General features: G+C 65.5%; 18 protein-coding genes. 6 read left to right on the plus strand and 12 right to left on the minus strand.

Annotated elements, in window-relative coordinates:
• Window positions 1–77: 77 nt before the first annotated feature.
• On the plus strand, window positions 78–1,502 hold the full coding sequence (gene dcuC, locus O5O53_RS02290) for a C4-dicarboxylate transporter DcuC (protein WP_269508657.1): 1,425 nt from the start codon (window positions 78–80) through the stop codon (window positions 1,500–1,502).
• Between the two features lie 17 nt (window positions 1,503–1,519).
• Entirely contained in the window at window positions 1,520–2,803 is a 1,284-nt protein-coding gene (locus tag O5O53_RS02295) for an IS1096 element passenger TnpR family protein (RefSeq protein ID WP_239307198.1), read from the plus strand.
• 198 nt (window positions 2,804–3,001) lie between these two features.
• Here O5O53_RS02295 and O5O53_RS02300 read toward each other — a convergent pair whose 3' ends face one another.
• From O5O53_RS02300 to O5O53_RS02310, 3 genes are read right to left on the minus strand one after another with little or no spacing between them, the layout of a single operon-like run.
• A complete protein-coding gene (locus O5O53_RS02300) occupies window positions 3,002–3,316 on the minus strand; it encodes a DUF202 domain-containing protein (protein ID WP_269508660.1) in 315 nt (104 codons plus the stop codon).
• Window positions 3,313–3,678, minus strand: a complete 366-nt coding sequence (locus O5O53_RS02305; protein WP_239307200.1) for a YidH family protein — start codon at window positions 3,676–3,678, stop codon at window positions 3,313–3,315. Before O5O53_RS02305 ends, O5O53_RS02300 begins: the two co-directional genes overlap by 4 nt.
• On the minus strand, window positions 3,675–4,181 hold the full coding sequence (locus O5O53_RS02310; RefSeq protein ID WP_269508663.1) for a VanZ family protein: 507 nt from the start codon (window positions 4,179–4,181) through the stop codon (window positions 3,675–3,677). The genes O5O53_RS02305 and O5O53_RS02310 overlap by 4 nt, the downstream gene beginning before the upstream one ends.
• A 35-nt stretch (window positions 4,182–4,216) precedes the next feature.
• Between O5O53_RS02310 and O5O53_RS02315 the strand changes: the two genes are divergently transcribed.
• Complete coding sequence (locus O5O53_RS02315) at window positions 4,217–5,155, plus strand: acrylyl-CoA reductase family protein (RefSeq protein ID WP_269508665.1); 939 nt, start codon at window positions 4,217–4,219, stop codon at window positions 5,153–5,155.
• On the opposite strand, the gene O5O53_RS02320 is transcribed toward O5O53_RS02315, so the two are convergent.
• Window positions 5,145–6,167 carry a DUF2189 domain-containing protein gene (locus O5O53_RS02320; RefSeq protein ID WP_269508667.1) on the minus strand — a complete coding sequence of 341 codons (1,023 nt, stop codon included), beginning with the start codon at window positions 6,165–6,167 and terminating at the stop codon, window positions 5,145–5,147. The genes O5O53_RS02315 and O5O53_RS02320 overlap by 11 nt on opposite strands.
• Before the next feature lie 401 nt (window positions 6,168–6,568).
• Window positions 6,569–9,397 carry a leucine--tRNA ligase gene (gene leuS / locus O5O53_RS02325; protein ID WP_269508669.1) on the minus strand — a complete coding sequence of 943 codons (2,829 nt, stop codon included), beginning with the start codon at window positions 9,395–9,397 and terminating at the stop codon, window positions 6,569–6,571.
• A 341-nt stretch (window positions 9,398–9,738) separates the two neighbouring features.
• Here leuS and O5O53_RS02330 point away from each other — a divergent pair, with 341 nt between their 5' ends.
• A complete protein-coding gene (locus O5O53_RS02330; RefSeq protein ID WP_269508671.1) occupies window positions 9,739–10,155 on the plus strand; it encodes a DUF488 domain-containing protein in 417 nt (138 codons plus the stop codon).
• Window positions 10,156–10,158: 3 nt separating this feature from the next.
• Here the strand turns inward: O5O53_RS02330 and O5O53_RS02335 are convergent, their stop codons facing one another.
• Window positions 10,159–11,478 carry an amino acid permease gene (locus O5O53_RS02335; RefSeq protein ID WP_269508674.1) on the minus strand — a complete coding sequence of 440 codons (1,320 nt, stop codon included), beginning with the start codon at window positions 11,476–11,478 and terminating at the stop codon, window positions 10,159–10,161.
• Between the two features lie 171 nt (window positions 11,479–11,649).
• On the opposite strand from O5O53_RS02335, the gene O5O53_RS02340 reads away from it, so the two are divergent.
• Window positions 11,650–12,102, plus strand: a complete 453-nt coding sequence (locus O5O53_RS02340; protein ID WP_269508676.1) for a hypothetical protein — start codon at window positions 11,650–11,652, stop codon at window positions 12,100–12,102.
• On the opposite strand, the gene O5O53_RS02345 is transcribed toward O5O53_RS02340, so the two are convergent.
• From O5O53_RS02345 to O5O53_RS02370, 6 genes are all read right to left on the minus strand, one after another.
• The gene (locus O5O53_RS02345) at window positions 12,099–12,602 is read right to left on the minus strand and encodes a flavodoxin domain-containing protein (RefSeq protein ID WP_269508679.1); all 504 of its coding nucleotides are present in this window, start codon (window positions 12,600–12,602) and stop codon (window positions 12,099–12,101) included. The genes O5O53_RS02340 and O5O53_RS02345 overlap by 4 nt on opposite strands.
• 9 nt (window positions 12,603–12,611) lie before the next feature.
• Entirely contained in the window at window positions 12,612–14,915 is a 2,304-nt protein-coding gene (locus O5O53_RS02350; RefSeq protein WP_269508682.1) for a LamG-like jellyroll fold domain-containing protein, read from the minus strand.
• Window positions 14,916–15,467: 552 nt separating this feature from the next.
• Window positions 15,468–15,725, minus strand: coding sequence for a hypothetical protein (locus O5O53_RS02355; protein ID WP_239307214.1), 258 nt, complete (start codon window positions 15,723–15,725; stop codon window positions 15,468–15,470).
• An 18-nt stretch (window positions 15,726–15,743) separates the two neighbouring features.
• Window positions 15,744–17,054 (minus strand): inorganic phosphate transporter, encoded by a 1,311-nt coding sequence (locus O5O53_RS02360; protein WP_269508685.1) that lies wholly within the window; start codon window positions 17,052–17,054, stop codon window positions 15,744–15,746.
• Window positions 17,055–17,137: 83 nt separating this feature from the next.
• Window positions 17,138–18,499: an SLC5/6 family protein gene (locus O5O53_RS02365; RefSeq protein ID WP_269508688.1), complete on the minus strand. Its 1,362-nt coding sequence runs from the start codon at window positions 18,497–18,499 to the stop codon at window positions 17,138–17,140.
• Between the two features lie 247 nt (window positions 18,500–18,746).
• A complete protein-coding gene (locus O5O53_RS02370; RefSeq protein WP_269508690.1) occupies window positions 18,747–23,045 on the minus strand; it encodes a chymotrypsin family serine protease in 4,299 nt (1,432 codons plus the stop codon).
• A gap of 197 nt (window positions 23,046–23,242) precedes the next feature.
• On the opposite strand from O5O53_RS02370, the gene O5O53_RS02375 reads away from it, so the two are divergent.
• The gene (locus O5O53_RS02375; RefSeq protein WP_269508691.1) at window positions 23,243–25,105 is read left to right on the plus strand and encodes a CAP domain-containing protein; all 1,863 of its coding nucleotides are present in this window, start codon (window positions 23,243–23,245) and stop codon (window positions 25,103–25,105) included.
• Window positions 25,106–25,107: the final 2 nt, after the last annotated feature.

The following is a 25,107-nucleotide window of genomic DNA, read 5'->3' on the forward strand; positions in this document are numbered from 1 at the left end:
CCGGCTTTTGTCGAGAGATTTGCCACACCCCGCGCATTCACCCAGCGGGGCGTGGCTTCACACTGCATAATCGCAGCGTGCTTTACATTTTCTTTGCCATTCTCGCCGTCATCGCCGTCGGCTACTTCATTGCCAAGAAGGTCCACGCGGCCTCCTCCATCTTCGCCGTCGGCGTCCTGCTGCTCATGATCGCCGCGGCCACCGGGCGCATCGACCACTCCACCGCGGACATCGAGTCCTCCGGCAACGCGTTCTACGACGAGCTGCTGATCATCGAGTCCCTGTTCAAGTCCCGCTTCGCCGGCACCGGCATGGCGATCATGGTGCTGTTCGGCTTCGTCGGCTACATGCGCCACATCGGCGCCGACGCGAAGACGGTGGTGGCGCTGTCCAGCCCGCTGCGCCGCTTCCACGGCTCCTACTGGCTCGTGCCCATCGGGTTTGCCGTCGCGACGCTGTTGTCCTTCGTCGTGCCGTCTGCCAGTGCGTTGTCGCTGCTGCTCGTGGCCACGCTGATGCCGGCGCTGATCGCCGCGGGGCTGACGCCGCTGACGGTCGGCGCGATCGTGGCCACCGCCTCCACCATCGCGCCGTCGCCGCTGGAGGCCGGCCTGATCCAGGGCGCGGAGCTGACCGGCCTGACAGTCACCGAGTTCACCTTCGGCAACGTGGCCAAAGCCACCATCCCCGCGCTGGTGGTCATCGCGTTTGTGCACATGTGGTGGCAGCGCCACTGCGACAAGAAAGACCTGGTCAAGTCCGGCGCCGGTGCGTCGGACGCCGAGCTTGAGGCCGCCAAGGACAGCGAGTCCGAGCGCCGCATCCGCGAAGCCGTCGAGCGCGCCGAGGGCCTGCCCGGCTTCTACGCCATCCTGCCGCTTCTGCCGCTGCTTCTGATCATCGTCTCCGCCGCCCTGAACCGCCTGGGCGTGGTCTCCTTCGAGGCCGGCATCCTGCCGGTGACCGTGGTGTCGCTGATGGTCACGATGATCATCGAGGCCATCCGCCTGCGCGATGTCAATTACGCCGCCGACTCCCTCCAGGAGTTCTTCAAGGGCCTCGGTGAGGGTGCGGCCGGCGTGGTCTCCCTGATCGTCGCCGCCGCCATCCTGGTGGAGGGCATCACGCAGATGGGCGTGATCGAGGCCCTGACCAACCTGGCCCAGGCATCCTCCGGCGCGGCCGTGCTGATGGTGCTGGTGTTCGTGCTGGCCACCGCCGCGATGGCGCTGCTCACCGGCTCCGGCGTGGCGCCCTACTTCGCGTTCTCCGAGATGGTGCCCGGCATCGCCGCCGACTCCGCCGTGTCCGCCCCGCAGATGCTCACCTCCATTTGGGCCGCCTCCAACACCATGCGCCAGGCCTCCCCGGTCAACGCCGCAGTGCTCATCGTCGCCGGTGCGCTGCAGGTCAACCCGATCGACGTGGTCCGCCGCACCGCCGTGCCGCTCGCCGCGGGCGCGGTGACTGCCGTCGTGTGCGCCTTCCTGTTCGTGGTCTAGTCCGTAAGGTTGCCGGTATGACCGTTTCAGTGCTCATGATCGTCGAAGGCACCTCGCCCGAAATCTCCCGCTGCGTCAACGTCGAGGAGACCATGACGCTCGGCGAACTCTCCCAGATCATCGACGCCTCCCTCGGCTTCACCGGCGCCGCCACCCACCTCTATGTCAGCCAGGAGGGCACGCAGCGCTCCGTCTTTACTGCGGCCCCCGGCCCCGGCGAGCACCCGGAAAGCGAGCTCACGGTCGCCGAGATGCGCCCCATGAACTACGTCTACGACCCGGCGGCCAACTGGAACGTCCACGTCGAGGTCTTAGGCCCCTCCAACATCGAGGGCCCTACGCCCATGCTTATCGACGCTGCCGGGCCCGACGTCGTCGAAGCCTGCTCGGGCCCAGAGCTGATGACCACCTTCCGCCACCAGGCGCGCCTGCTGGCCGCCGGCATCGAACCGGACTTGGAGACCATCACCCTGATGTTCTCCTACCTTCCCGTCATGCCGCCGGAGCGGATGCTCGACCGCATGACGCAGGCCGACCCGGTGTCCGTGGCCACCCGAATCGGCAACGTCGCCGAGGAGATGTTCTTCGACGAGGTCGCCGCCGCCGACGAGCACGGCGACGGCCCCGGCCTGGCCCAGCACTTCGACGACTTCCTCCAGTCCCGCCCCGACCTGCTCCAGATCATCGACATGGACCCGCACCCGGAGCGCAACCCCACCATGATCAACGCCGTGACCGAGTTCTTCGGCGACATGCTGGGCGGGCCGGACGGGGTAGACGTTCCCGACGTGCCGGGCTCCTTCGACGACTCCCTCGAACTCACCGGAGTAGTGGCAAAACTGTTGGAGCTTTTCACCGAGGGGGTCGCCCTGGAGCAGGGGATCCTGCCGCTCAGCACTGCGCAGGCAATCACCCACATCACTGAGATACCGTTTGCCGACGACGTCTCGGACGTGCTTGTCGAGTCTGGCCTGTTGAAAAAGCGCAGCGGCACCGTCACCCTCACTAAAGCAGGTAAAGAATACCTAGACAGCGATTTCCGCACGTCGTTCTTCAGCGTAAATTTCCGTCGCCTGTTCGAAGCGGTGGTGGGACGGGAGGACTGGGATGCAACGATCGAATGGTTCATCGGGGACGGTGGCGCCGCACCGCCGGAATCAATGGACTTCCTAATCCCCTGGCTTTACGCCTTCAGCGTTGTCGAGGAAATCCAGCCCGGGCGTTCCGCCCTTACCGCCGAAGGTCGTGAAATGATGCACGAGCATCGGGAGTTTTATCAACGAGGAAAACGCTACCGCTAGCCGCCCCCACTTCTCCCTCGTGGAATTAATTCACTAGCAGATGAACCAATCCCCGACACCGGACTCCGTGACCTGGGGAAAGTGAACAAATCAACCCTGCCAGGGAAACTAATTCACCCGCAGGCCGGTGGGCAGTGAACAAATTCCCAGCGGCGGGGCAGCGGCGGGGCAGCGGCGGGGCGGCGGAAGCCAGCCCCCTCACCCCACCACCAGGTACAGCCCCAGCCCGCCGGTGCCGAGCATCATCGCGGTCAGCAGAAACACGGCGGCGGCGTTGGGTGCGCTGCGCTCATCGGCAAGCGCGGAGGCTTCGAAGCGGTACGCCCGCCGGTTCAGCGCCACGATCACCAGCGCGCCCACCGCCAGCGCCACCGACGCCACCACGATCAACGCCGGGTAGGAACCAGCCCACCGCAACAGCGTGGCCGCGCAGACGAGCATGGCCAGCGCGGTGCGGGTCCAGCTCATGGCGGTGCGTTCGGCCTGCAGGCCGGGGTCGGCGACGGCGATCATGCGAGCAGGCTCACCGCCACAACCACCGCCGCGACGAACACCACCACGCACAAGACGGGGATGATGGCGGGGGCGGGCAGGGGCTCGTCGTGACGCAAAGCTCTCTCGATTCGCACCCACCGCACCGCCGCACCTGCGGAAATGGCCATGGCTATCAGGATGACAGCGGCGGCAGCGACCTTGCGCACGCCGGGTTCGATGCCGGGCAGCTCGAACGCCTCGAGCGCGATCCCGCCGGCCAGAAACGCCAGCGCGGTGCGGGTCCAGGCGAGGAAGGTGCGCTCGTTGGCCAGGGTGAATCGCGGGTCGGGCTCCCCGCCGTCGGGGAAGACCCGCCTGGTAAACCATCCGCGCTCGCTCATGCGCTCAACCCTAGCGCCGCCCACACGGTGAGCACGACCGCTCCGGCCGCGGCGATGCACCACAGCACCGTTGCGCGATTGCTTCTCGACGTCCCTCCGGCCAACCCCGCACCCAGCGCCGCCCCGGCGACGTTGCAGAGCACGTCGTCAGTATCGCTGTAGCCCCACGCGAACACATACTGCGCAACCTCGATGCCCAGGCTGCACACCAGCCCGACCAGCACCGCGCGGGCCACCGAGCCGCGGTACGCGATGAAGCCGACCGGGGTAAACAGCGCGATGTTGCCGAACAGGTTCAGCCACGGCCCCCACCACACGCGCGCGTACTCGAAGGTCTCCAGCGGGTTCAGGCGGACCTGGCTGAGCTGGTGCGCCTCCGCCGACCACAGCCCCGGGATGGACACGAACGCCTTACCCACGGTGAAGGCGAGCACGACCAGGGCAGTCACGACCACCGCCGCGGCGTAGGCGGCGGCGTTGTTGGCTTTGCTCGCTGTTTTCACCCGCCCCACCGTAGTGTCGGCTTATGCTGGCGGCCATGAGCAACAGCTTGATTGTCACTGAGAACGGCCCGGAGATCGTCGAGACGCAGGACGCCTACGCGGGCGAGGGCGACACCCTGATCAACGTGAGCCACTCGTCGGTGAACTACAAGGACGCGATGGCGCTGTCCGGCAACCGCGGCATCCTGCGCGAACTGCCGATGGTGCCGGGCATCGACGCCGTGGGCACCCTCGAGGACGGCACGCTGGTCACCGTCAACGGCCGCGGCATCGGCGAGCGCCGCCACGGCGGCTACACCCCGCAGATGCGTATCGACGCTAAAGATGTCACCCGCGTGCCCGCGCGCTTCTCCGCGTTCGAGGCCGCCGCCATCGGCACCGCGGGCTACACCGCCGCGCTTTCGGTGGCGGGTCTGGAGCGCGTCGCGCTTTCGCCTCTCGACGGCCCCGTGCTCGTCACCGGCGCCACCGGCGGCGTCGGATCCATCGCGGTGCAGCTCCTGGCGGCGCGGGGGTATGAGGTGTGGGCGTTGACGGGGCGCGTCGATAAGCATGGCGCCTGGCTGAAGGAGCTCGGCGCCGCTGAGGTTGTGGACCGCGCCGAGTTCGCCGAGGCCGGCAAGCCGCTGCAGAAGGCTCGCCTGGCCGGCGTGGTGGACACCGTCGGCTCCACCGTTTTGGCCAACGCGCTGTCGCAGCTGCAGTGGGGCGGCGTGGCCACCGCCTGCGGCATGGCCGCCGGCAACGACCTGCCCGCCAGCGTCCTGCCGTTCATCCTGCGCGGGGTGCAGCTGGTGGGCATCAACTCCGTCGACGCGCCGAATGAGCTTCGCGACGAAGCGTGGGCGCTCATCGACGAATCCGTAGACACCAACGCCATCCGCACCGAAGAAGTCGGATTGGACGGCGTTGAAGAAGTTGGGCGTTCGCTGCTCGATGGTGGGTGGAGCGGACGCGCCGTCGTTACGCTGTAGCTTCCTTGGGCACCGGACCGCCGGAGATCTGGCGGTACGCGTGCGCCGCGGCGAGCATGGTGCCGGGCATCGTGACAATCAGGCCGACGAAGAACAGCGCCGCACCAACGATGTTGATCAACCCGGCGAGCACCACGAAGCCCAGGATCTTCAGGTAATTCGACGCGCCAGCCTTGAAACCGGCGGAAATAGCGTTGCCGAACGAGCCGTTATTATCCGCCGCGTACCACGCCTGGAACATGAAAAACGGCATGACCAGCAGGCCAATCACACCCATGACAGCCAATGCGCCCAGAATCGGACGCAACAGGTTCCACATCTCCTCCGGGGTGAGGTTTTCCGGGTTATCCGGCAGCGTGGTCGGGTCGATGGTGGTCAGCGCGCCGAACGCGAGCACCATGAGCAGGATCATGGAGACGATCATCGCTACAACGCCGAGCAACGCCGTCACGCCCAGCGTCTTGCCGTACGCCGGCGCCTTCGCCTCGTTGTACGTGAACTGCTTCACCAACGTCTGCTGCAACGCCACGCCGACCATCCACGGCGCGAGCAGCAGCATGCCGATCGAGCCGATCATCGCACCCGCACCCGGCAAAAACAGGCCCAACACCGCTAGCAACGTGTAGGCCACGCCCAACGGGATCCACAGCTTGGCGTTGGCGAACAGGGCCTTGCCGCCCCAGCTCAGCGCCTCCATGATCTCGAGCTTGCCGTTGCCCTTCACGTGGAACCAGCCGTTCGACGCCGGGTCGTTGATCGGGTGCGGGGACACGCCGTCGCCGGGGGCGTTGTCAGTGAGCTGCTGGCCGTGGAAGCGCAACGCGGAGGCGCCGGCCATCGACGCCGCCGAGTTCACCTCGAACGCGTCGTAGGTGCTTTCGGTGTTCGGGCTGCTGTAGGCCGGGTAGTCGCCGGCCCGGTCGCCGGTGCCGCCGGTGCCGTTTTCCGGGTGGCTGCCTTCCGGGTGCTCCGGGTACGGCTCGTACCCGCCGCCGTTATAAGGGGTGGACATGTGTTTATCCTTCGTGATCGTGGGTTCCGTTCACTTGGGACTTTATCAGTCACACCAGTCACAGACCCGGGCGGCAGGCGGGGTTGGGCGGGTGCTGGGCGGCCGGGCTCCTGACACATCACGGCAGCCATTTGCGCCGACCTGGGGGTTTGCGGGCCGACTGACAGATTCGGCCGCGATGTGTCGGCGCCGGCGCGGTTTGGTTAGCGGCGGTGCGGAATGGTTCATCGCCGAGTGAACTACTCCGCAACGGGCTCCGCGCGACCTGGGGAAAGTGAATTATCCGGCCGTCCAACGAGAACTAATTCACTGGGAGGCACCGGGGGAGTGAACTATCTTGCGCCCGACGCCGGCTACGACCCGCGCAGGACCCCGCCGCGAAGCCCCACGCCCGCAGACCCCTACTTGACCACCAGGTTGACCATGCGGCCCGGGATGGCGATCACCTTCACCACGTTCTTGCCGGCGATGAGGCCGGCCACGCGCTCGTCGGCAAGTGCTGCGGCCTCGAGGTCGTCCTTGGAGGCGTCGGTGGCGACGTCGATGCGTGCCTTGACCTTGCCGTTGATTTGGACGGGCACTTCCACGGTGTCGTCGACAAGCCATTGCTCCTCGAACTCCGGGAACGGCTCGAACGTGATGGTCTCAGAGTGGCCCAGCACCGACCAGAGCTCCTCGGCGATGTGGGGTGCGAGCGGCGAGACCATCTGCACCAGCGGCTCGACGGCGGCGCGCGGCGCGCCGTTCGGGTAGGTCTTGGTCAGGTAGTTGACGTACTCGATGAGCTTGGCGGCGACGGTGTTGTCGCGCAGGTGCTCGTAGTCGTCGCGCACGCCGGCGATGGTGCGGTGCAGGGCCTTGGAGTCCTCGTCGGTGAGCGCGGTGTCCACGACCGACGTCTCACCGGTCGCCTCGTCCACAACCAGGCGCCAGAGGCGCTGCAGGAAGCGGTGCGCGCCGACGACGTCCTTGGTCGCCCACGGGCGGGAGGTGTCCAAAGGCCCCATGGACATCTCGTAGACGCGCAGGGTGTCGGCGCCGTACTCTTCCACCACATCATCGGGCGCGACGGAGTTCTTCAGGGACTTGCCCATCTTGCCGTACTCGCGGTTGACCTCGGCGCCGTCGTAGAAGAACTTGCCGTCGCGCTCCTCCACCTCGGCGGCGGGGACGTACACGCCGCGCGAGTCGGTGTAGGCGTAGGCCTGGATGTAGCCCTGGTTGAACAGGCGGCGGTACGGCTCCTGGGAGGTGACAAAGCCCAGGTCGTACAGCACCTTGTGCCAGAAGCGGGCGTACAGCAGGTGCAGCACCGCGTGCTCCACGCCGCCGACGTAGAGGTCCACGCCGCCCGGATCATCGGCACCGTGCTCGTCGGGGCGCGGACCCGTCCAGTAGCGCTCGTTTTCGATGTCTACGAATGCTTCAGCGTTCGTCGGGTCGATGTAGCGCAGCTGGTACCAGGAGGAACCGGCCCACTGCGGCATCACATTCGTGTCGCGCCAGTACTTCTGCTTGCCGTGGCCCAGGTCCAGCTCCACCTCGACCCAGTCGGTCGCCTTCGCCAGCGGCGGGGCGGGTTCGGAGTCGGCGTCATCGGGGTCGAAGGCGACGGGGTTGTAGTCCTCCACCTCCGGCAGCTCCACCGGCAGCATGTCCTCGGTCAGCCCGTGCGCCTGACCATTCTCGTCGTAGACAATCGGGAACGGCTCGCCCCAGTAGCGCTGGCGCGCGAACAGCCAGTCGCGCAGCTTGTACTGGATCTTCTCGGAGCCCCTCTGCCTATCGACGAGCCAAAGGATCGCCCGCTCAATAGCCTCACCCTTGCCCAAGCCGTTCAAATCCAGGCCGTTGTCATTGGCGGAGTTGATGTGCTCCGCGTCGCCGGTGAACGCCGCCTCGGTAACGTCGCCGTCCAGCACCGGGGTGATGGGCAGGCCGAAGACGGTGGCGAACTCGTAGTCGCGCTCGTCGTGCGCCGGCACCGCCATGATGGCGCCGGTGCCGTAGCCGGTGAGCACGTAGTCGGCGATGAAGATCGGCACCTCCTCGCCGCTGACCGGGTTCACCGCATACGAGCCGAGGAACACGCCGGTCTTTTCCTTGTTCTCCTGGCGTTCCACGTCGGACTTCGCGGCGATGGAACGCAGGTAGGCATCCACTGCCTCGCGCGGGGTGGCGGCGCCGCCGGTCCAGCGGCTGTCCACGTCGGAGGGGTAGGAGGCGGTGACCAGCTCGTCGACAAGCGGATGCTCCGGCGCAAGCACCACATAGGACGCGCCGAACAGGGTGTCCGGGCGGGTGGTGAAGACCGTGATGTCGCCGGCGGGGGAGGCGAAGTGCACGTCCGCGCCGCGGGAACGGCCGATCCAGTTACGCTGCATGCTCTTGACCTTTTCCGGCCACTGCAGCAGGTCGAGATCGTCGAGCAGGCGGTCAGAGTAGTCAGTGATGCGCATCATCCACTGGCGCAGGCGCTTGCGGAAGACCGGGTAGTTGCCGCGCTCGGAGCGGCCCTCGGCGGTGACCTCCTCGTTGGCCAGCACCGTGCCCAGGCCCGGGCACCAGTTGACCATGGAGTCGGAGAGGTAGACCAGGCGGAACTCGTCGATAGCCTTGTGCTTCTCTTCCGTGGTCAGGTCGCGGAAGTTGCGGCCGTCCTTGGTGGTGCGGGCGCCCGACATGAGGTCCTTGACCAGGTCCTCGATCGGGCGGGCCTTCTGCAGGTCCTCGTCGAACCAGGCGTTGTAAATCTGCAGGAAGATCCACTGCGTCCACTTGTAAAACTCCGGGTCCGTGGTGGCCACGGAACGGCGCGGGTCGTGGCCGAGACCCAGCATGGCCAGCTGGCGGCGCATGTTCGCGATGTTCGCCTCGGTGGTCACGCGCGGGTGCGTGCCCGTCTGGATGGCGTACTGCTCCGCGGGCAGGCCGAAGGCATCGTAGCCCAGCGTGTGCAGCACGTTCTTGCCCAGCATGCGGTTGTAGCGCGCGTAGACGTCCGTGGCGATGTAGCTCAGCGGGTGGCCCACGTGCAGGCCCGCGCCAGAGGGGTAGGGGAACATGTCCTGGACGTTGAGCTTGTCTGTGGGCAGGGGCTCGCCGGTGGCAAGGTCGCCGACCGGGTTCGGGGCGTAAAACGTCTGGTCGTCGCGCCAGTACGCCTGCCACTTCTGCTCGATGGTGTTGGCCAGCTCAGCCGTATAGCGGTGCGGGGTCGCCTCAGTCATGGTTATGCAGTGTAGTTAAGGGCGTTTGGATGCAGGCGCCCGGCGCGGAGTCCGGGGCGGAGCAGGTTCTGGGTGGGCTCTCGGTGGGGGCGGGTTCTAGGTGGTTTTGTACGAATCGACAATTCAGACGAGCGTCCAGATTTAACACCGCAGGTAGAGAGCTTATGCACTGTTCCGCATGTAAACTTTTACAAAATCACAGATCCTGCCGCTCGAGTTCCGGCAGTCTCGACCCACTTTTCGTTGGCAATTACCAATAGTTGGTCTACCCGAAATTGTCCGCAATGCGGAGTCCGCAACCGCGCCAACGTACCGCGAGCCACACCGCTATGGTCGCAAATATGCAGCTCTACACCATCGGCTACAGCAAGAAGACCGCGAAGGAGTTCTTCAACATCCTCCGGGACAACGGCGTAAAGCAGATCGTGGACATCCGGCGGCACAACACGAACCAGCTCGCCGGCTTTACCAAGAAGTCGGATTTGCCGTGGTTCCTCGACACCATCGCGGGCATCGACTACTCCCACGAGCTGTCGCTCGCACCCAGCGAGGAACTCATGCGCGCGTACCGCAAGGAGGGCCTGCCGTTCGACGAGTTTGCAAAGCAGTTGCGCGCCGAGTTTGCCGAGCGCGAGATGCCCAAGCTTATCGATGGCTCCGCCCTCCTCTGCTCAGAGCCCAAACCCGACACCTGCCACCGCTCTGTGGCTGCGCAATATCTCGCCGAGAAGGGGGATGTCGAGGTCGTGCACCTCTAGGTTCTAGCCCGCGAACATCTGCCAGATGGCGACGCCCATGATGATCACGCCGAGCACGAACACGAACCAGGTTTCGGGTTTGTTGGCGTAGCGTTGGTAGTCCTTGGCGTAGCGGAACAGCAGCATCGGCACGATGTAAACCAAGAATGTGATGAACACGCCGCCGACCACGGAGATGAGGTCCAGAATGGAAGGGTTGAGGATGCCGGCGATCACCGTGGTGACGAAGATGAAGACGTAGATGCCCCAACGCAGCTTCTTCGGGTCCAGTCGCTCTGCGGCACCCGGCGCGACGGCGCGCACCAGGTAGGTGGTGCCTTCCTCGGCGCCCATGACGTGGCCGAAGTAGGACGAGGCGATCGCGCACAGCGCGACGATCGGGGAGAGGACCGCCAAAAACGGCGTGTGGGTCTCGTTGGCCAGGTAGGACAGCACGGGGATGTTCTGCTCGCGGGCGGCGTCCATCCCGTCGGCACCCAGCGCCAGGGTGCAGGACCACACGAAGAACATGGTGAACACCACGAGCATGCCGGTGGTGATTGCCTCAATCTTCGCCACGGCCTTCTTGGTGGACTCCAGGTCATCCGGGTACTTCTTCTGCATGTCCAGGGCGAACTGGGACATCGCCGGCATGTGGTTGAAGGAGAACACGAACACCGGCAGGATCAGCAGCATCGCTTTCCAGAACGGCACGTCGGACTCGTAGGAGCGGAAGCTGGCCAGGTCCCACTGGGGGATGAGGTAGAACGACACCGCAGCCAGCGCGATGATCAGGGGGTAGACCAGCAGGTTGGCAAACGCCAGGGTGGCTTTCTTGCCCAAGGCGTAGGCGCCGGTGAGCACGCCGACGCACAGGATGGCCATGAGCCAGCGCGGCACCTCAGGCCCGCCGAGCTGATTGACCACGAAGCTGTCCATCGTGTTGGTGATACTCACGCCGTAGATGAGCACGATGGGGTAGATGGACAGCCAGTACATCAGGCCCGTCATCAGGCCGCGGTTGCGGCCGGCGAGCGCGGTGACCACCTGCAGCACGTCCAAGCCCTTGACCGGGGAGGCGGCCACGATGCGGGCGTAGGTGCGGTGCGAAAAGAACACCATCGGGCCAATGAACAGGGTAATCAGCAGTAGTGGGAGAAAGCCGAAGCTTCCTGCGTCGATGGGGAGGAACAGGATGCCGGCGCCGACGGCGGTGCCGAACAGTGTGATTGCCCAGGACAGGGTTCCGCCGTCGGGGACGGTGCCGGACCGGTTTTCCTCCACCTGCCGCTTGTCGGCGACGGTGAGGTGGTCCAAATTGAACTCTTTGCCCGCTGTGGTCAAAGGTACTCCTTAAGACTTGAGTGGTTTAAGCCACACAGAATCATAAGGCACCACGACTCGCAGCAATAACTGGGGAGACCACGGGTGTACACCACAGCCTCTTGCGGACAGCCGTCTCGGCGCAGGATATATTGACTATTGTTGTTTCCCGCCCCTGAACAGGAGTTTCCCATGAAGAAGTTCACCGCCGCCGCGGTTGCCGCCACGATGGCCGTTTCCCTGGCGGCCGGCCCCGCAGATGCCGCGTCCAACACCATGGCCGGCAGCAAGAACACTCCGGTGTGCAAACTTGAGCTCGACGGCACCGGCTCCAAGAGCGTCACCCAGGAAATCGTGGCGGAGAAGGGGGTCGAGGGCGTGGAGCTGAACAAGCTCACCGGCATCCAGCGCACCGCCGCGGTCGTCGGCGAGGCATTCGGTTCCACCGACACCGCGACGCAGCAGAAGGCCAACAACGTCCAGGCTGTACAGGCGTGCCTGGACGGCGAGGACTACAGGTCCGAGCCGCTGGATGCGGGCATCAAGGGCGGCATCATCGCCACCGTCGTGCTCGCGGTGCTGGGGCTAATCGCGAACTTCGCGCTGCAGTCCGGCGCGATCCAGTTGCCGAAGCTCAGCCGCTAGGCGCGCTGCGCCCACTCCACTACCGGGTCGAGCAGCGTTAGGTCCACACGGTCCGTGTCCCGGCCGTAGCTGTCCACCATCGCCTGCTCGTTCTCGGTGCGCTCACGCTTGAGCCGCAGCGCGCCCACCAGCGCCTTCATCGTCCACCGGTGGGCGGTGGTCAGCTCCGAGTAATTCAACCTGCCAGGCAGGTAAAAGCGGGTCACTTGCCCGGCACGGTCTCCGAGGAGGGTGCCGGAAGCGTCGTCGTGCCTTGCGACGTCGACAAGCGTCATGCCCACAGTGACCAAAGCCAACGGGCGATCAATCTCCGGCAGCGACTTGATGAAGCGCACGCCCGGGTGGGAGGGCCCGTGGACGGGGGAGAGGACGACGACAGGGCCGCCTGTGGCGTCGAGGGTGGCGGGCAGCTCGCGCGCGACCGTGCCGAGGCGGGCGGCCAGCGCCTCGGCGTACTGACGGGTGGAGCCGTAGAACGTGGTGTAAAAGACGCTGGTCATAGCCTCATTTTACGGCAGGTACGGGCGCAGCTGGTCCAGAATCCACTGGAGCGTTCCGCCCGCGCCGGCGAGCACCGCCACGAGCAGGCCGAGCACGCCCACCAGCACGCCGCCGGCGAAGGCGCCGACGCTGCTGCCCACGTTGGAAGAGCCGTCGCTGGAGGAGCTGTCGTCGGTAGGCTGCGGCTCAGCGGGGACGGTGGTCGGGACCGCCACGGTGGTGGTCGCGGTGGTCGGCGTGCCGGACACCGTGCTGGTGACGGTCGTCGGGACCGCCACGGTGGTGGTCGCCGGGGCAGACGGTGCAGGCGTAGACGGAGCAGCGGACGAGGGAGCAGTGCTCGTCGGCGCCGGGGCCTTGCCGCGGGCGGTCAGCCACTGGTCCGGGCCGATCGGGTGGTCCACCATGCGGATCTCGCCGATGTTGCCGAACCAGCCATCGACCTTGTCGTTATCCCAGGCGGAGGTGCCCAGCAGCCACTTGTCGCCGTTGCCGCCCATGCCCAGCGGGCCGTAGCCGTCGCGCAGGATCGGGGAGCCGTCGACGTACATGGTCACGGACTTATCGGCCGGATCGTTGACCACGGCGATGTGCATCCACTTGCCCTTGGGCACCTCGTGGGTCCAGTTGGAGAAGCCCTCGCCGTTTTCGCCGTAGGAGTACCAGCGCAGCTCGCGGAGGCTGGACACGCCGAGCATCTGGATCGGGTCGCCGTCCTCGTCCTCGGGGTGGGTGATGGTGCCGGAGGCGTCGCGGATAAGGGCGTTGGACCACTTGTTGTTGTCGGCGTTCCAGTCTTCGTCGAGTTTGAGGAACGCCTCCATGGTGTAGCCGTTCTTGAACTCCTCCGAGTTGATGTCGGCGCCGGTGGCGGTTTCGAACCAGGCGGTGGAGTGCTTGAACTTCGGGTCCTTCCAGCGCAGGGAGCCGCGGTCCGCGGACAGCGGGTGCTTGTCGTCGGAGAAGGTCACCGCGTCGGCGCCTGCCGCTACGCGGTGGCGTGCGCGGGTCATGTCGTCGCCGTTTGCTACATCCGGGATGACGGCGCCGGCGGGGGCAGCTTCGCCGTCGTTAAGCAAAGTGCCCTCGACCTTCGTCTGGCCGGGGCGCCAGTGCACGACGGTGCCGTCCACGTACGCGTAGTCCTGCTCGTCTTTCGGCTTGTCCTTCTCGGTGACCTCGTAGGCCTTGTAGCCGTCCGTGATGGTCTGCTTGAGCACCTCGGCGTAGTCCGGGTCGTTGGCGTCGCCTGCCTTGAAGCCCGGCGCGAACGCCTTGAAACGCTCCGCAAAGTCCAGATCGATGGTGTAGGAGTCGCCCTCGCCCTCCATGAGCAGGTGGTCGAAGGAGGTGAGCTGCTCGTACTTCTTGGACTTCACCCACGGCGAGTACGCGGTCATTTCCAGCTGGTTGTTGGTGAGGTCGAACTGCAGCTGGCCCATCAGACCATTGCCGCCCAGGTAGGCCATCTGGTAGTCCTGCAGGATGTTGATCACGTCGTGGCCAGCGTCGTTCTTCTCCACGTGGTAGCCCGCGCCGTGGTGGTGGCCGGCGATGGTGAGGAAGATCTGGTCGTTCTTGCGGATCAGCTTGTCCCAGAGGTGCTCGCCGTACTCCTTGGTGAAGTAGGTGGAGCCGTCGCCGTTAATGCCGGAGATCTCGTGCGCGGTGAGGATCACGGGCAGCTCCGGGTGCTTATCGATGACCTGCTGCGCCCACTCCAGCGTTTCATCGTTGGCGCGGAAACCGAGCGCGAGCACCAGGTACTTCTGCCCCTCGGCCTCGAAGATGTGGTACTCCGAATCCACGCTCTGACCCGGGAAGGCGTAGCCGTCGCCGCCGTTGTGGATCTCGGTGGAGGCGGTGCGGCCCATGAACGTGGAGTTCTTCTTCGCGCGCTCCTCCGGGAAGTACTCGGTGAAGGCGGATTTCCCGTCGAACATGGTCAGGTCGTGATTGCCCGGCAGCACGGAGTAGTTCACCCCGGCGTCCTCGAGTGTCTTCATCGCACGGTCCGCGATGTCCCAGCTAGCGCGGTCTTCCGGCTCGTCCACCACGTCGCCCAGGTGGGTGACAAACTGCGTGCCCAGCTTCTTGTGGTTTTCGGCCAGGAATTCAGTCTGCGCGTCGTACGGGTTGGTGCCGTAGCGGTCGCCGAAGATATCGCCGGCGGCCTCGGTGCCGTAGCGGGAGTAGAACTGCGTGTCCGGCATGACACTGAGGGTGAAGCGGGAGGCGAGATCCTCCGCGTTGGCGACGGGAAGTGGGGTGAGCAGGGCGAGGGCGGTGATTGCGGCGACGTGCTTGCGCATGGCGGTCCTTCGTTTCAGAGGGGAAGTAGACAGCTCGAAACGTAGCGCCCTCAGGTTTCGCTGCGGTGAAATTCAGGTGAAATTTATGCTTCTCGACGTCAGCTCCGCCCTGTCGCCGTTTCCCGCTGTTCAGCGAATTGTTCCGATATCTTTTCCCAAGCCACATTTATCGCCCCAGACACAAAACCGGGCCCACCCCACACAGGGGGCAGGCCCGGCCGTTAGCCGCAACGCTTACGAACGTGCGTCGACGTGCGGGAGCACCGCAAGCGGCGAGAGGTCCGTCAGCGACGCGATGCCACGCTCCTCGTCGCGGAACCATGCGCGGACGTTGTTGATGAAGCCCTTCATGGCTCACCTCCTTTCGTTACCAAGGGAAGGTTGTTAACCTTCCGTTCATTTCGGGGTAACTCTAGGTTCGCGTAAATAGTTTGTCAACACCAACGATTGGCGCGCGTCTACCATTTTGGCGTTTGAGAGCCGAGAAGGGGTCGTCATCAGGCAAAACCGGGCCCTGGCACACGCCAGGGCCCGGTAGAAATCAGGAGCGGGCTATAGGAAGGGGTACGGGTCCCACCCAGTGAGGTACTCGATGCGCTCGCGCGCGATGAGCAGGAGCGCGGCGATAACGGCAACGAACACAATGGCCAGGAAGATCCACCCCAGCACGCGGCGGCCGCCTTGCGGAGCGGAGCCGTCGCTGGCGGGAGAGAGGAAGTGGATGCTCAGGGCGTACAGGGCCGGCAGTCCGGCGCCGAGCAGGATGCCGACGGCGACAACGGAAAAAAGCGATTTCAGCAGTTCAAGCATGCGGGTTGTCCTTTCCGGCTAGCCGCGCGGGTGGTGGTCGTGGATGGTTGCGGTGGACCCCGGCGCGCGCAGGCCGACGGAGGTGTCCACGAAGTCTGCGGGCTCGCCAGAGTCGCGGTGGGGCAGTTCGCTTGCAGACGCCCCTCCGGTGGTCTGCGCCGGCGAGTTGGAGTCGCCGTCCCAGTCGTCGTTGACGTTGTCCTTGTGCACCGGCTTCTGCGATGCCTGCCAGAACATGTAGCCGCCGCCAATGAGGATGATCAGCGCCAGGGCCACGCCGCCCCACACGAGGTCGCCGCCGAGTTCAGCTGCCCAGTGGCCGATCCACCAGGTGCAGAAGGAGACGAATGCGGCAACAGGCAGAGTGGTGATCCAGGCCAGAGCCATGCGGCCGGCCACACCCCAGCGGACCTCGCCCTTCGGGCCGGTCAGGCCGGAACCGAGGATGGAACCGGTGGCCACGTGGGTGGTGGACAGCGCCATACCCAAGTGCGAGGAGGTGAGGATGATCGCGGCGGAGGAGGTCTCGGCGGCCATGCCCTGCGGCGGGTGGATCTCCACCAGGCCCTTGCCCAGGGTGCGGATCACGCGGAAGCCGCCGGAGTAGGTGCCGATGGCAATCGCCAGGGCGCACGCCAGCTGGATCCAGAACGGCATGGGGTGGTCGGAGCCGAACTGGCCGGCGGCCACCATGGCCAGAAAGATCACGCCCATGGTCTTCTGCGCGTCGGAAGTGCCGTGCGCCAGCGCCACCAGGGAGGCGGTGCCGATCTGGCCCCAGCGGAAGTAGTTGTCGCGGTGGTCCTTTTCCGCATTGGCGGTGAGTTTGTAGACCAGCCAGGTACCGATCGCGGCGATGAGGCCAGCAACAAACGGGGCGAACAGGGCGGGGACGATGATTTTGTCCAGCACGCCCTGCCATACCACGCCGTCGAAGCCGATGGCGGCGATGGCCGCGCCGATCAGGCCGCCGAACAGCGCGTGCGAGGAGGAGGAGGGGATGCCGAACAGCCAGGTAAACAAGTTCCACATGATGCCGCCGGCCAGGCCGGCGAACACCACGAGTAGGAGGCGCTCGGAGTCGAGTGTGTCGTTGAGGTCGAACAGATCGAGCTTCACAATGCCGCCCGCGACCGTCTTGGCCACGGCGACGGAAAGGAACGCGCCGATCAGGTTGAGTATGCCGGCGAGCGCCACAGCCACCTTGGGCTTGAGCGCGCCGGTGGCGATGGAGGTGGCCATCGCGTTGGCAGTGTCATGGAAACCGTTAGTGAAGTCGAAGAACAAAGCGACGACAATGATTAATACGAGGAGAATAGTGATGCTCACGCGGGAGATTATGCACCTGCCGTGGCACAAACGAAACGTTCAGAAGCTAAAGTTCGCGCAAAGTTCACCTGCGCGTCACCGGCCTACCCAACGATGATGTTGCGCACCGCCACGCCCATGATCACCAGGCCCACCACCAGTACGAAGATGGTGTCCGGGCGGCGGGCGTAGTGCTTGAACGCCGTGGCCTTATGGAACAGCAGCGACGGCATGATGTACACCAAAAACGCCACGAACACGCCGCCGACCACGGAGATCATGTCCAGGATCGAGGGGTTCAGCACGGCGACAATCACTGCGGTGACAAACACGAAGATGTTGACTGTGAGGCGAAGCGTGGACGTCGAAAAGCGAGCTGCGAAGTTCGGCGCCACACTGCGCACGAGGTACGCAGTGCCCTCCTCCGTGCCGAGCAGGTGGCCGAAGTAGGAGGTGATGATCGCCGCGATGGCGATGACCGGGCTGATCCACGCCATGAACGGCGCGTGCGTCTCATTGGCCAGGTACGACAGCACCGGCACGTTCTGCTCGCGCGCGGCGTCCATGCCGTCCGCGCCCAGGGACAGCGCGCACGACCACACGAAGAACATGGTGAAGGTGACCAGCATCGCGGCGGTGACCATCTCCACCTTGGACACCTCGCGCTCAGTCGCGGCGACGTCGCCGTCCGTCTTCTTCTGCACGTCCAGCGCGAACTGGCTCAGCGCCGCCATGTGGCTGAAGGAAAACACCAGCACCGGCAGGATCAGCAGCAGGCCCTGCCACACCGGGTAGGAGGACTCGTAAGAGCGGAAGCTGGCGAAATCCCAGCTCGGGATCAGATACAGCGACACCGCCGCCAGCGCGATGATCAGCGGATACACCAGCACGTTGGCCAGCCACAGGGTGAGCTTCTTGCCAAAGGCGTACGCGCCCGTCATCAGCCCCGCCGAGGCCGTGGCCAGCACCCAGCGGCTCACCTCCGGCCCGCCCAGCTGGTTCACAATGAAGCTGTCGAGCGTGTTGGTGATGGAAATTGCGTAGATCAACACCGTGGGATAGATGCCCAGCCAATACACCAGCGCCGAGGCGAACCCGCGCTTACGGCCGGTCAGCGCCGTGATCACCTGCAGCACGTCCAGCCCCTTCACCGGGGACGCGGAGACGATGCGCGCGTAGGTGCGGTGGGAGAAAAACACCATCGGGCCGATCAAGAGCGTCGCGATCACCAGCGGCCAGAACCCGAAACTACCTGCGTTGATGGGCAGGAACAGGATGCCCGCGCCCACGCCGGTGCCGAACAGCGTGATCACCCAGCGCATGAACGAGCCGTCCGGTTCGTCGCCCTCGCGCTGCTCCTTGATCTGCTCGATGTCGGCGTCCGAGAGGTTCTCCCGGTCGAACTCTTGGCGCGAGAGCTCGAGGTGCTCGTCGCTGTGTTGCTCCGGCAGATCGGCATCATTCATAGTGATTTAGGTTACGCGTGGTGCTGTTGGGAGCGGTGTTTTGCATTCGCCTATCGACGGGCCTCCGGTTAGTGCCCGATGTCGCAGCGCCGGCGCGGTGGCTTGTCCCGCGCGATGGCTTGTCCCGGCGCGATTCCCGGCACGGCCACGCCAGCAGCGCCATCGTTCGCGCAGATGGTGAAAGGCTAATGGTGAGAATTCGAAAATTTTCGCGGATTCACCATCCTTCGTTCACCATCTGTGCGGTTTACCGGTTGATCGGGAGGATCTGCGGCACCGGCGGCAAGCCGAACTGGGTCGTGTCCACCACCTGGGTGGCCAGGAAGCCGAGACCGACCAGCACCAGCGGGATCAGGATCGCCGCGATAATGCCGCCGGTGGAGCTGCCGTTCGCCGAACCGTCGTTGTCATTTACTGCCTCCGGCTCGCCAACGTGACGGTCTTCTGCCGGAGCGACGTTGGTCTCAGTCGGAGCCACTCGGGTGGTCGAGTCCGTTTCTGTCCGCGGGGTTGCAGCTGTCGGCTCCGCAACGGACGCCGTGGACGGCACGGTCGTCGCCGGGGTCGCAGGCACTGGCTGCTCAGAGGACGGTGCCTGAGATGTGTTGGAAGCAGGCGAGGGAGAAGGCGCCTCGGTCGGGACCGGCGTGGGCTTCAGCGCTGGCTTCGAGGCAGGCTTCTTCGGGAAGGGCACCGTCATGCCGTCCGGGTTCTCAACGTTAAAGAAGTTGGCCGGGACTTGCTGGTAGTAGGTTTCGTTGCGGTCGTGGGCATCTGCAACCGCGCGGAAGTTGGTGGCCGGGTTGCCGCGGGTCATCATGTCGATGCGGGCGCCGGTGTGGAAACCGTCGACCTCACCCGCGTACACAGCGAGGAAACCCTTGCCGGGGATCCAGACCGGGGCGCCAACAGCGCGCGGGTCGGCGGAATCGGCAGAGTCAGTGAGGCCGTCTGAGAGCACGACCGCGGAACCGTCCTGGCCGAGGTAGGTGCCGCAGCGCTCGCCGGAAGCGCCGGACCCGGTGAAGGCAGAGGAGACGCAGACCTCGTCGCCGGGGTTGGCGTCGGACCACTCAACGACGTCGTCGCCGGTAACGCCGTTGGCGCCGGGCTGCACGAAAGCGGTGTCCAGCTCGACGTAAGCGAACTTGTTGCGCGTCGTGGTGTCGGCGGCGGGGACGGTCAGCTGCCCCAGGGGCTCGCCGAACTCCGAGTACAGGGTGTCGCCGGAGGGGGCGCAGTCCGAGGAGGTGAACAGCACGTCGTCCTGGATCAGGGAGATGCTGCAGCGGGGGTCACCGGAGGCGTCGTAAAGCAGATCGCCCTGGTTGATGCGCGGGTGGCGCTCGAAGGGAACCTCGCCGCCGTAATGGCTGGGGCTCCAGAAGTTGGCGGATGCGCGCTGGTAGAAGCGCACGCCGAGCTCGTGGGCGCGCTTGACCGCGGCGGCGGAATCGGTCGGCGCCTCGGAGGTGAGCATGTCGATGCGGGTCGCCTCACCGCCCGCGTCGGAGACGCCGACGAAGCCCTTCTGCGGGTTCCACAGCGCAGCGCCGGGCTGGGCGGGCACGGGCACGTCGTGGATGAGCTGGGCGCCGTCGAGGCCGAAGAACGTGCCGCAACCAGCGTCGGAGCACAGCTCGTCGCCGGGCTGCAACTCATCCCAAGCAGCGTGCTCGAGGTGGGTGTTGGCGCCCGGCTCCATGCGGCGGCCGGTCACCGCAATAATGCCTGGCGACGTCCTCTCCGTCGCCGCAGCCGGTACCTCCAAGTCGCCCACGTACTCGCCGGCGGCGGTGAAGAACTGGTCGGACTGGCAGTCCGCCGAGACGTAGAGGTGCTCATCTTCGACGCGGCCGATGATGCATGTGGGGGCACCGGAAGCGTCGTAAAGCATGGTGCCCTCATCGAGCTTGCGGGTGGGGAAGGGGACCGCCGCGCCTGCGCCGCCGGCCCTAGACCAGAAGTTGGCGTCGTTGTGGGCGAAGAACTGCTCGCCCTTGTGGTGCGCCGCGCGGATCTGCTCGGCGTTGGGGCTGGTCCAGCCGTCGTCGACCATGTCCGTGCGGGACCCGATGCCGTCGCGGTGGTAGACGCCCGCTAGGCCCTTGCCCTTGACGTGCAGGCCCGCGCCGGGGAGCACGCCCGGGAGGTTGTCGACGAGGACGAGCTTGGAGCCGTCGTAGCCCGCGAACTCGGCGCAGGCATCGCCGGCGCAAACCTCGTCGCCCGGGGTGAGGTCGGTCCAGGGAGCAACCGCGGTGGGGGAGTTGTCGAAGGTGATCCAGGCGTCGCTGGATTCGAGCGTGGCCACCTGGTTGTCGAGGTAGGAAGCGGGGTTGGTCCGGCCGATTCGCTCGCCAATGCTGGTGAAGACGGGGCTGGTGCAGTCGGACGAGGTGTATCCGATGCCCGCCGCGGACCAACCGAGTTCGCAGACCTCGTTGCCGTACTCGTCGAAGAGCGGGTCGCCCGCCTGCAGCACGCGGTGGGGCAGCGCCACCTCAGGGCGGTTGTCCGGGGCATCCGGGTCGAAGCGGTAGATGTTTGTGCGCTGGAAGTACGGCTGCTTGAGCTCGTGAGCCTTCACAATGAGCTCGAAGTTGGGTGCGGCGAAAACCGGGTCGTTCGCATCCGGCGTCGGTGCGAAGTCAATGCGGGTGCCAACGCTGTGGCCGTCCAACGCAAAGGAGTGCACACCGACAAAGCCCTTACCGGGGATCCACATCGGCGTGCCGGGGAGAATCTTGTCGCTGTACGCCGTCTCCGCGATGAGCCACACGCCGTCCACGCCAGCAAGAGTGGTGCACTCTGGATCGCCGGTGCCATTGGCGGCGGCGCAAAGCTCGTCGCCAGGCTGCATGTCCTGCCACCCCGCGATGGTGCTGAAGCCCGGCGCGTTCGTGCCCGCGACCATGCGTGTACCGGTGACTCGCAGCGTTGCTACCGAACCGTCGCCGGTCTGGGCGTGTTCCATCGTTCCCACCGGGCGCCCCAGCGCCGAGTAAAGCGTGTTGTAGCCACAATCCGAGGAAACGAACAGGCGCTCGCCCTGCACGTAGCCGACGCGACAGGTGATGTTGCCGTTGTAGTCGTAGAGCGGGTCACCCTGGTTGAAGGTTTCCATCGCGGTGGGGAACTCTTCGCCGCGCTCGCCGAGCAACGCTCGGAAAATTGGAAAGACCTGGTAGTAGGGCACACCCATCTGGATGGCGCGGAGAATGCCCAGGAAGTCGATGCTTTCCGTGTTGTCGGTTTCAAAATCCGGGCGGGAGGCGGTGGCGTAGCGCTGCGCGTTGTCCCTCTCTCCGGTGGAGCCGGAGTACAGCCCAACGAATCCGCTGCCGTCCTTGGCCCAGACCGGCCCACCCGAATCACCCGGCTCACCATCGACCCCGTCGTCCATGAGGATCTCCGCGCCGTCAGTGCCGAGAACCTTGCCGCACCGAACCCTCTTGGTGGTCATCCCCCAGGCGCACACCTCCAGACCATTTGTTATCTCTTCAAACGGAATGATGGCGTCGCCCGACCGGACATTCTCGCCCGCGCGCACCCATGGCGTATCCATCTCGATCCAGCCCGCATCGTTGCGGAGCTTCTTCAGGCCTCCCTCGTTCGTTCCGAACGTGCCGACCTTCGTTTCCAAGGAAAGAATCTCTTTCTCGGTGTCGGGATCGATGCCCCAATACTTCACGGTGTACATCTCGGCACCGGGCTCTCCGCAGTGACCGGAGGTGTAAAGAACACCCTCATTAATCCATCCGATGGTGCATCGGCCGAGCATGCCATCCGGCTCAAGCGTGCCGATTCTCTCTCCCTGGTTGAGCACGGGAACCGGCGGATAGTGGATCTGCTCGGCCTTGCCTGTGTCAGGTGCGAAGGTGAACACCTCCGCGTGCTGGGAAAGGTCGTCCGCATCGCGTTGCACAATGTGGTCCGGGTCCACCGGGTACGAGCTTTCCGCGATACGGTCCGGCCGGGTGACCAGTGAGTAGCCGTCGAGTTCACCGGAGTAAAGGCCCACCATCCCCAACTGCCAGTGGTAGACAGGTTGCCCCAGAATTGGTTCCCCACGTCCATCTTCAGGTTTAACAACCCCGGCCGTTCCATCGAGACCGTGGTAGTAGCCGAACCATTCCCCATCATCCGCTACTGCGTACTCCAGCCATCTTTTCTCGATGTCCTGCACAGACAGCTCGCGCTCATTAACCCCCTCGGCGACGTCCATGTCCAGCTTGATCCAGCCGAAGTCGTTGCGGCGCGTCTCCGGGTCGTAGAGGGTTTCGAAGCTGCCCAGCACGTTGCCGTCGATGTCGCTGAAGGTTTCGCCGTCGGCGCCGCACTGGCCGGCGGTGAAGGCGTAGCCGCGGTGCAGCCAGCCCACCGCACACTCTTGACCTGTGGTTTCGTTGTATATCAGGTCGCCCTGATTCACTGTTGCGACAGGGGCTGCTTCGGCCACGGGAGCGAGCACTTGGCTTATCGACGAAACCAAGGCCACCGCCGTCAACGCAGCGAGGGAACGGGACGGGACACGAACGGACATGGGCGGACCTTCGCTCTCAGTAATAGTGACAAATCAAGACTAGGCCCATTGCCACCCGACCCCAAGCCGAATACCAGCTTTCGGGCAGGTTCTTACCAACTCCTTACCCAACCTGCCCCCGACCCACCCCCACTTAACATCCAGTTGTTTGCCAGGTTGTGGTGATCTAGATTTTTAAAAACGTCACCGTTTGGCCCGTGTCCCGAGAGGATCGCACCACCATGTCCCGTTCCCGCATCGCAACCGCCACGCTGGCCTGCGCGCTCGCCGTCGGCACTGTTCACGTCCCCGTGGCTGAGGCGCAGTCGTCAGGAAGTTCTACCACCACCGTCGATCAGCAAAGTTTCGACGCGGCCACCGCGAAGTGGCAGCAGCGTTACGACGACGCATCCGCCTCCCTCCAACAAGCCAAGGACGACGCCAAAGCGGCGCAGGCGCAACGCGACTCCGCAAACGCCGCCGTGCGCGACGCCAACGCAGAGGTGGAGGCCGCGGAGGCTGCGCTGGAGAAGGCCGAAAAGGACCTCGCGCGCGCGGATGTGGAGAAGCGGAAGGCCGAACTGGATGCTGCCCGGGCTCAGTTGGAGCGGGCGGAGCGGGAGCTCGTCGCAAAGCAAAAGGAGCTCGACGCGGCGGAGGAAGACACCGCCGCCTTCGCCGAGGACGTCACCTTTGCGGAGGAAACGGCCGCCACGGCAAACGAAGCGGCAACCGCCGCTGCGGCCGATAAGGCCGACAAGCAGCAGGCCGCGGACTCCGCGCAGGCCAAACTTGCCGACGCCCAGTCCCGCGAGGCCGCCGGCGCCGACTACACCCAGGAGGACTGGGAGCGCCTGGTCGCGGACGCGATCGTGGAGATCACCAACGAATACCGCCAGCGTCACGGCATGCACCCGCTGGTCAGCCACGACGTGTTCAACGACAACGCCCGCGATTGGAGCGGCGTGATGTCTGCCGACATGCAGCGCGGCGGCAACGACTACTTCCGCCACGCCAAGTTCGAGGACTACGGGCACAGCGGGGAAAACATCGCGTACAACTGGCTCGGCTGGCCAGATGTCTCCCCGGCTACCGCGGACCGCACGCAGTGGGCCGAACTTCCCGAGGCGCTGTTTACCCAGTGGCGCAACTCCACCTCAGGGCACAACGAAGGCATGCTGAATTCGAGCCAGACCGGCATCGGTGTCGGCGTGCGGGTCGCGCCCAACGGCCAGGCGTTCGCCACGATGCAGTTCTACAAACTGTCCTACCCGACAACGTCCTACACCTTCGGCCCGGACGGCGGCTCCCAAAAGGCCAACGAGAGCGGTACGCCGTACTACGTCTCCACCGGCGCGCGCGAGACGCTGCGCACCCCCGAGCTCACGGTGGACCTAGACGACCGCAAGCGCGCGAACCCGAACTACGACGGGCTGAAGCGCGACGAGATCCGGGCCATCCAGACCCGCGTGACCCGCAAGCTGGGCGTGGCGGTCTCGCACGACTACGCCGCCGAGCTTTCCGCCGACGAGGCCGAGCTTTCCGCCGCGCAGACGGACCTCGCCGCAGCCGAGCAGCACGATGCCGCCGCGCAGGAGGCGTTGGCGCAGGCTGTTGCCGTGCGTGATGGGGTGCAAGAGCGGTGGCAGGGTGCCGTCGATAGGCAAGAGCTCCTGGAAGACGAGCGGGATGAACTCGCTCGCACCGAGGCCGAAGCCACGGATGCGAAGGACGCGGCTGAGGCCGAGTTCGCGTGGGCGCAGGCCGCGGACCAGGACGCGCTGGCCGCGGCGGTGGAGGCCGCGCAGGAACGTCTGGCGGAAGCGGAGCAGGGTGTCGAGGACGCGTACGAGCTTTCCGCCGCCGAGCAGATGACCCTCGACGAGGCCGAGGACGACCTCGCCGAAGCCGAAGCTGAGCTGACGCAGGTCAACGCGCAGCGCCCGACGCTGGCGCAGTACACCACCACCGAAACCAACACCGTCGCGGTCGTGCTTGGCGTGCTGGCCGCGCTGGCGGTCGTGGGCATCGGCGTGGTGGCGTTGGCGCCGCGCCTCGGCATCGAGCTGCCCTGGCAGTAGGG

This window comes from Corynebacterium faecium (assembly GCF_027257105.1).
GTDB classification, from domain to species: domain Bacteria; phylum Actinomycetota; class Actinomycetes; order Mycobacteriales; family Mycobacteriaceae; genus Corynebacterium; species Corynebacterium lehmanniae.

Excerpts from the sequence above, each read along its gene's own strand:
- O5O53_RS02295 (WP_239307198.1), top strand. The coding sequence starts at position 1,520 with ATGACCGTTTCAGTGCTCATGATCGTCGAAGGCACCTCGCCCGAAATC.
- O5O53_RS02300 (WP_269508660.1), bottom strand. The coding sequence starts at position 3,316 with ATGATCGCCGTCGCCGACCCCGGCCTGCAGGCCGAACGCACCGCCATG.
- O5O53_RS02305 (WP_239307200.1), bottom strand. The coding sequence starts at position 3,678 with ATGAGCGAGCGCGGATGGTTTACCAGGCGGGTCTTCCCCGACGGCGGG.
- O5O53_RS02315 (WP_269508665.1), top strand. The coding sequence starts at position 4,217 with ATGAGCAACAGCTTGATTGTCACTGAGAACGGCCCGGAGATCGTCGAG.
- O5O53_RS02320 (WP_269508667.1), bottom strand. The coding sequence starts at position 6,167 with ATGTCCACCCCTTATAACGGCGGCGGGTACGAGCCGTACCCGGAGCAC.
- leuS (WP_269508669.1), bottom strand. The coding sequence starts at position 9,397 with ATGACTGAGGCGACCCCGCACCGCTATACGGCTGAGCTGGCCAACACC.
- O5O53_RS02330 (WP_269508671.1), top strand. The coding sequence starts at position 9,739 with ATGCAGCTCTACACCATCGGCTACAGCAAGAAGACCGCGAAGGAGTTC.
- O5O53_RS02340 (WP_269508676.1), top strand. The coding sequence starts at position 11,650 with ATGAAGAAGTTCACCGCCGCCGCGGTTGCCGCCACGATGGCCGTTTCC.
- O5O53_RS02345 (WP_269508679.1), bottom strand. The coding sequence starts at position 12,602 with ATGACCAGCGTCTTTTACACCACGTTCTACGGCTCCACCCGTCAGTAC.
- O5O53_RS02350 (WP_269508682.1), bottom strand. The coding sequence starts at position 14,915 with ATGCGCAAGCACGTCGCCGCAATCACCGCCCTCGCCCTGCTCACCCCA.
- O5O53_RS02355 (WP_239307214.1), bottom strand. The coding sequence starts at position 15,725 with ATGCTTGAACTGCTGAAATCGCTTTTTTCCGTTGTCGCCGTCGGCATC.
- O5O53_RS02365 (WP_269508688.1), bottom strand. The coding sequence starts at position 18,499 with ATGAATGATGCCGATCTGCCGGAGCAACACAGCGACGAGCACCTCGAG.
- O5O53_RS02370 (WP_269508690.1), bottom strand. The coding sequence starts at position 23,045 with ATGTCCGTTCGTGTCCCGTCCCGTTCCCTCGCTGCGTTGACGGCGGTG.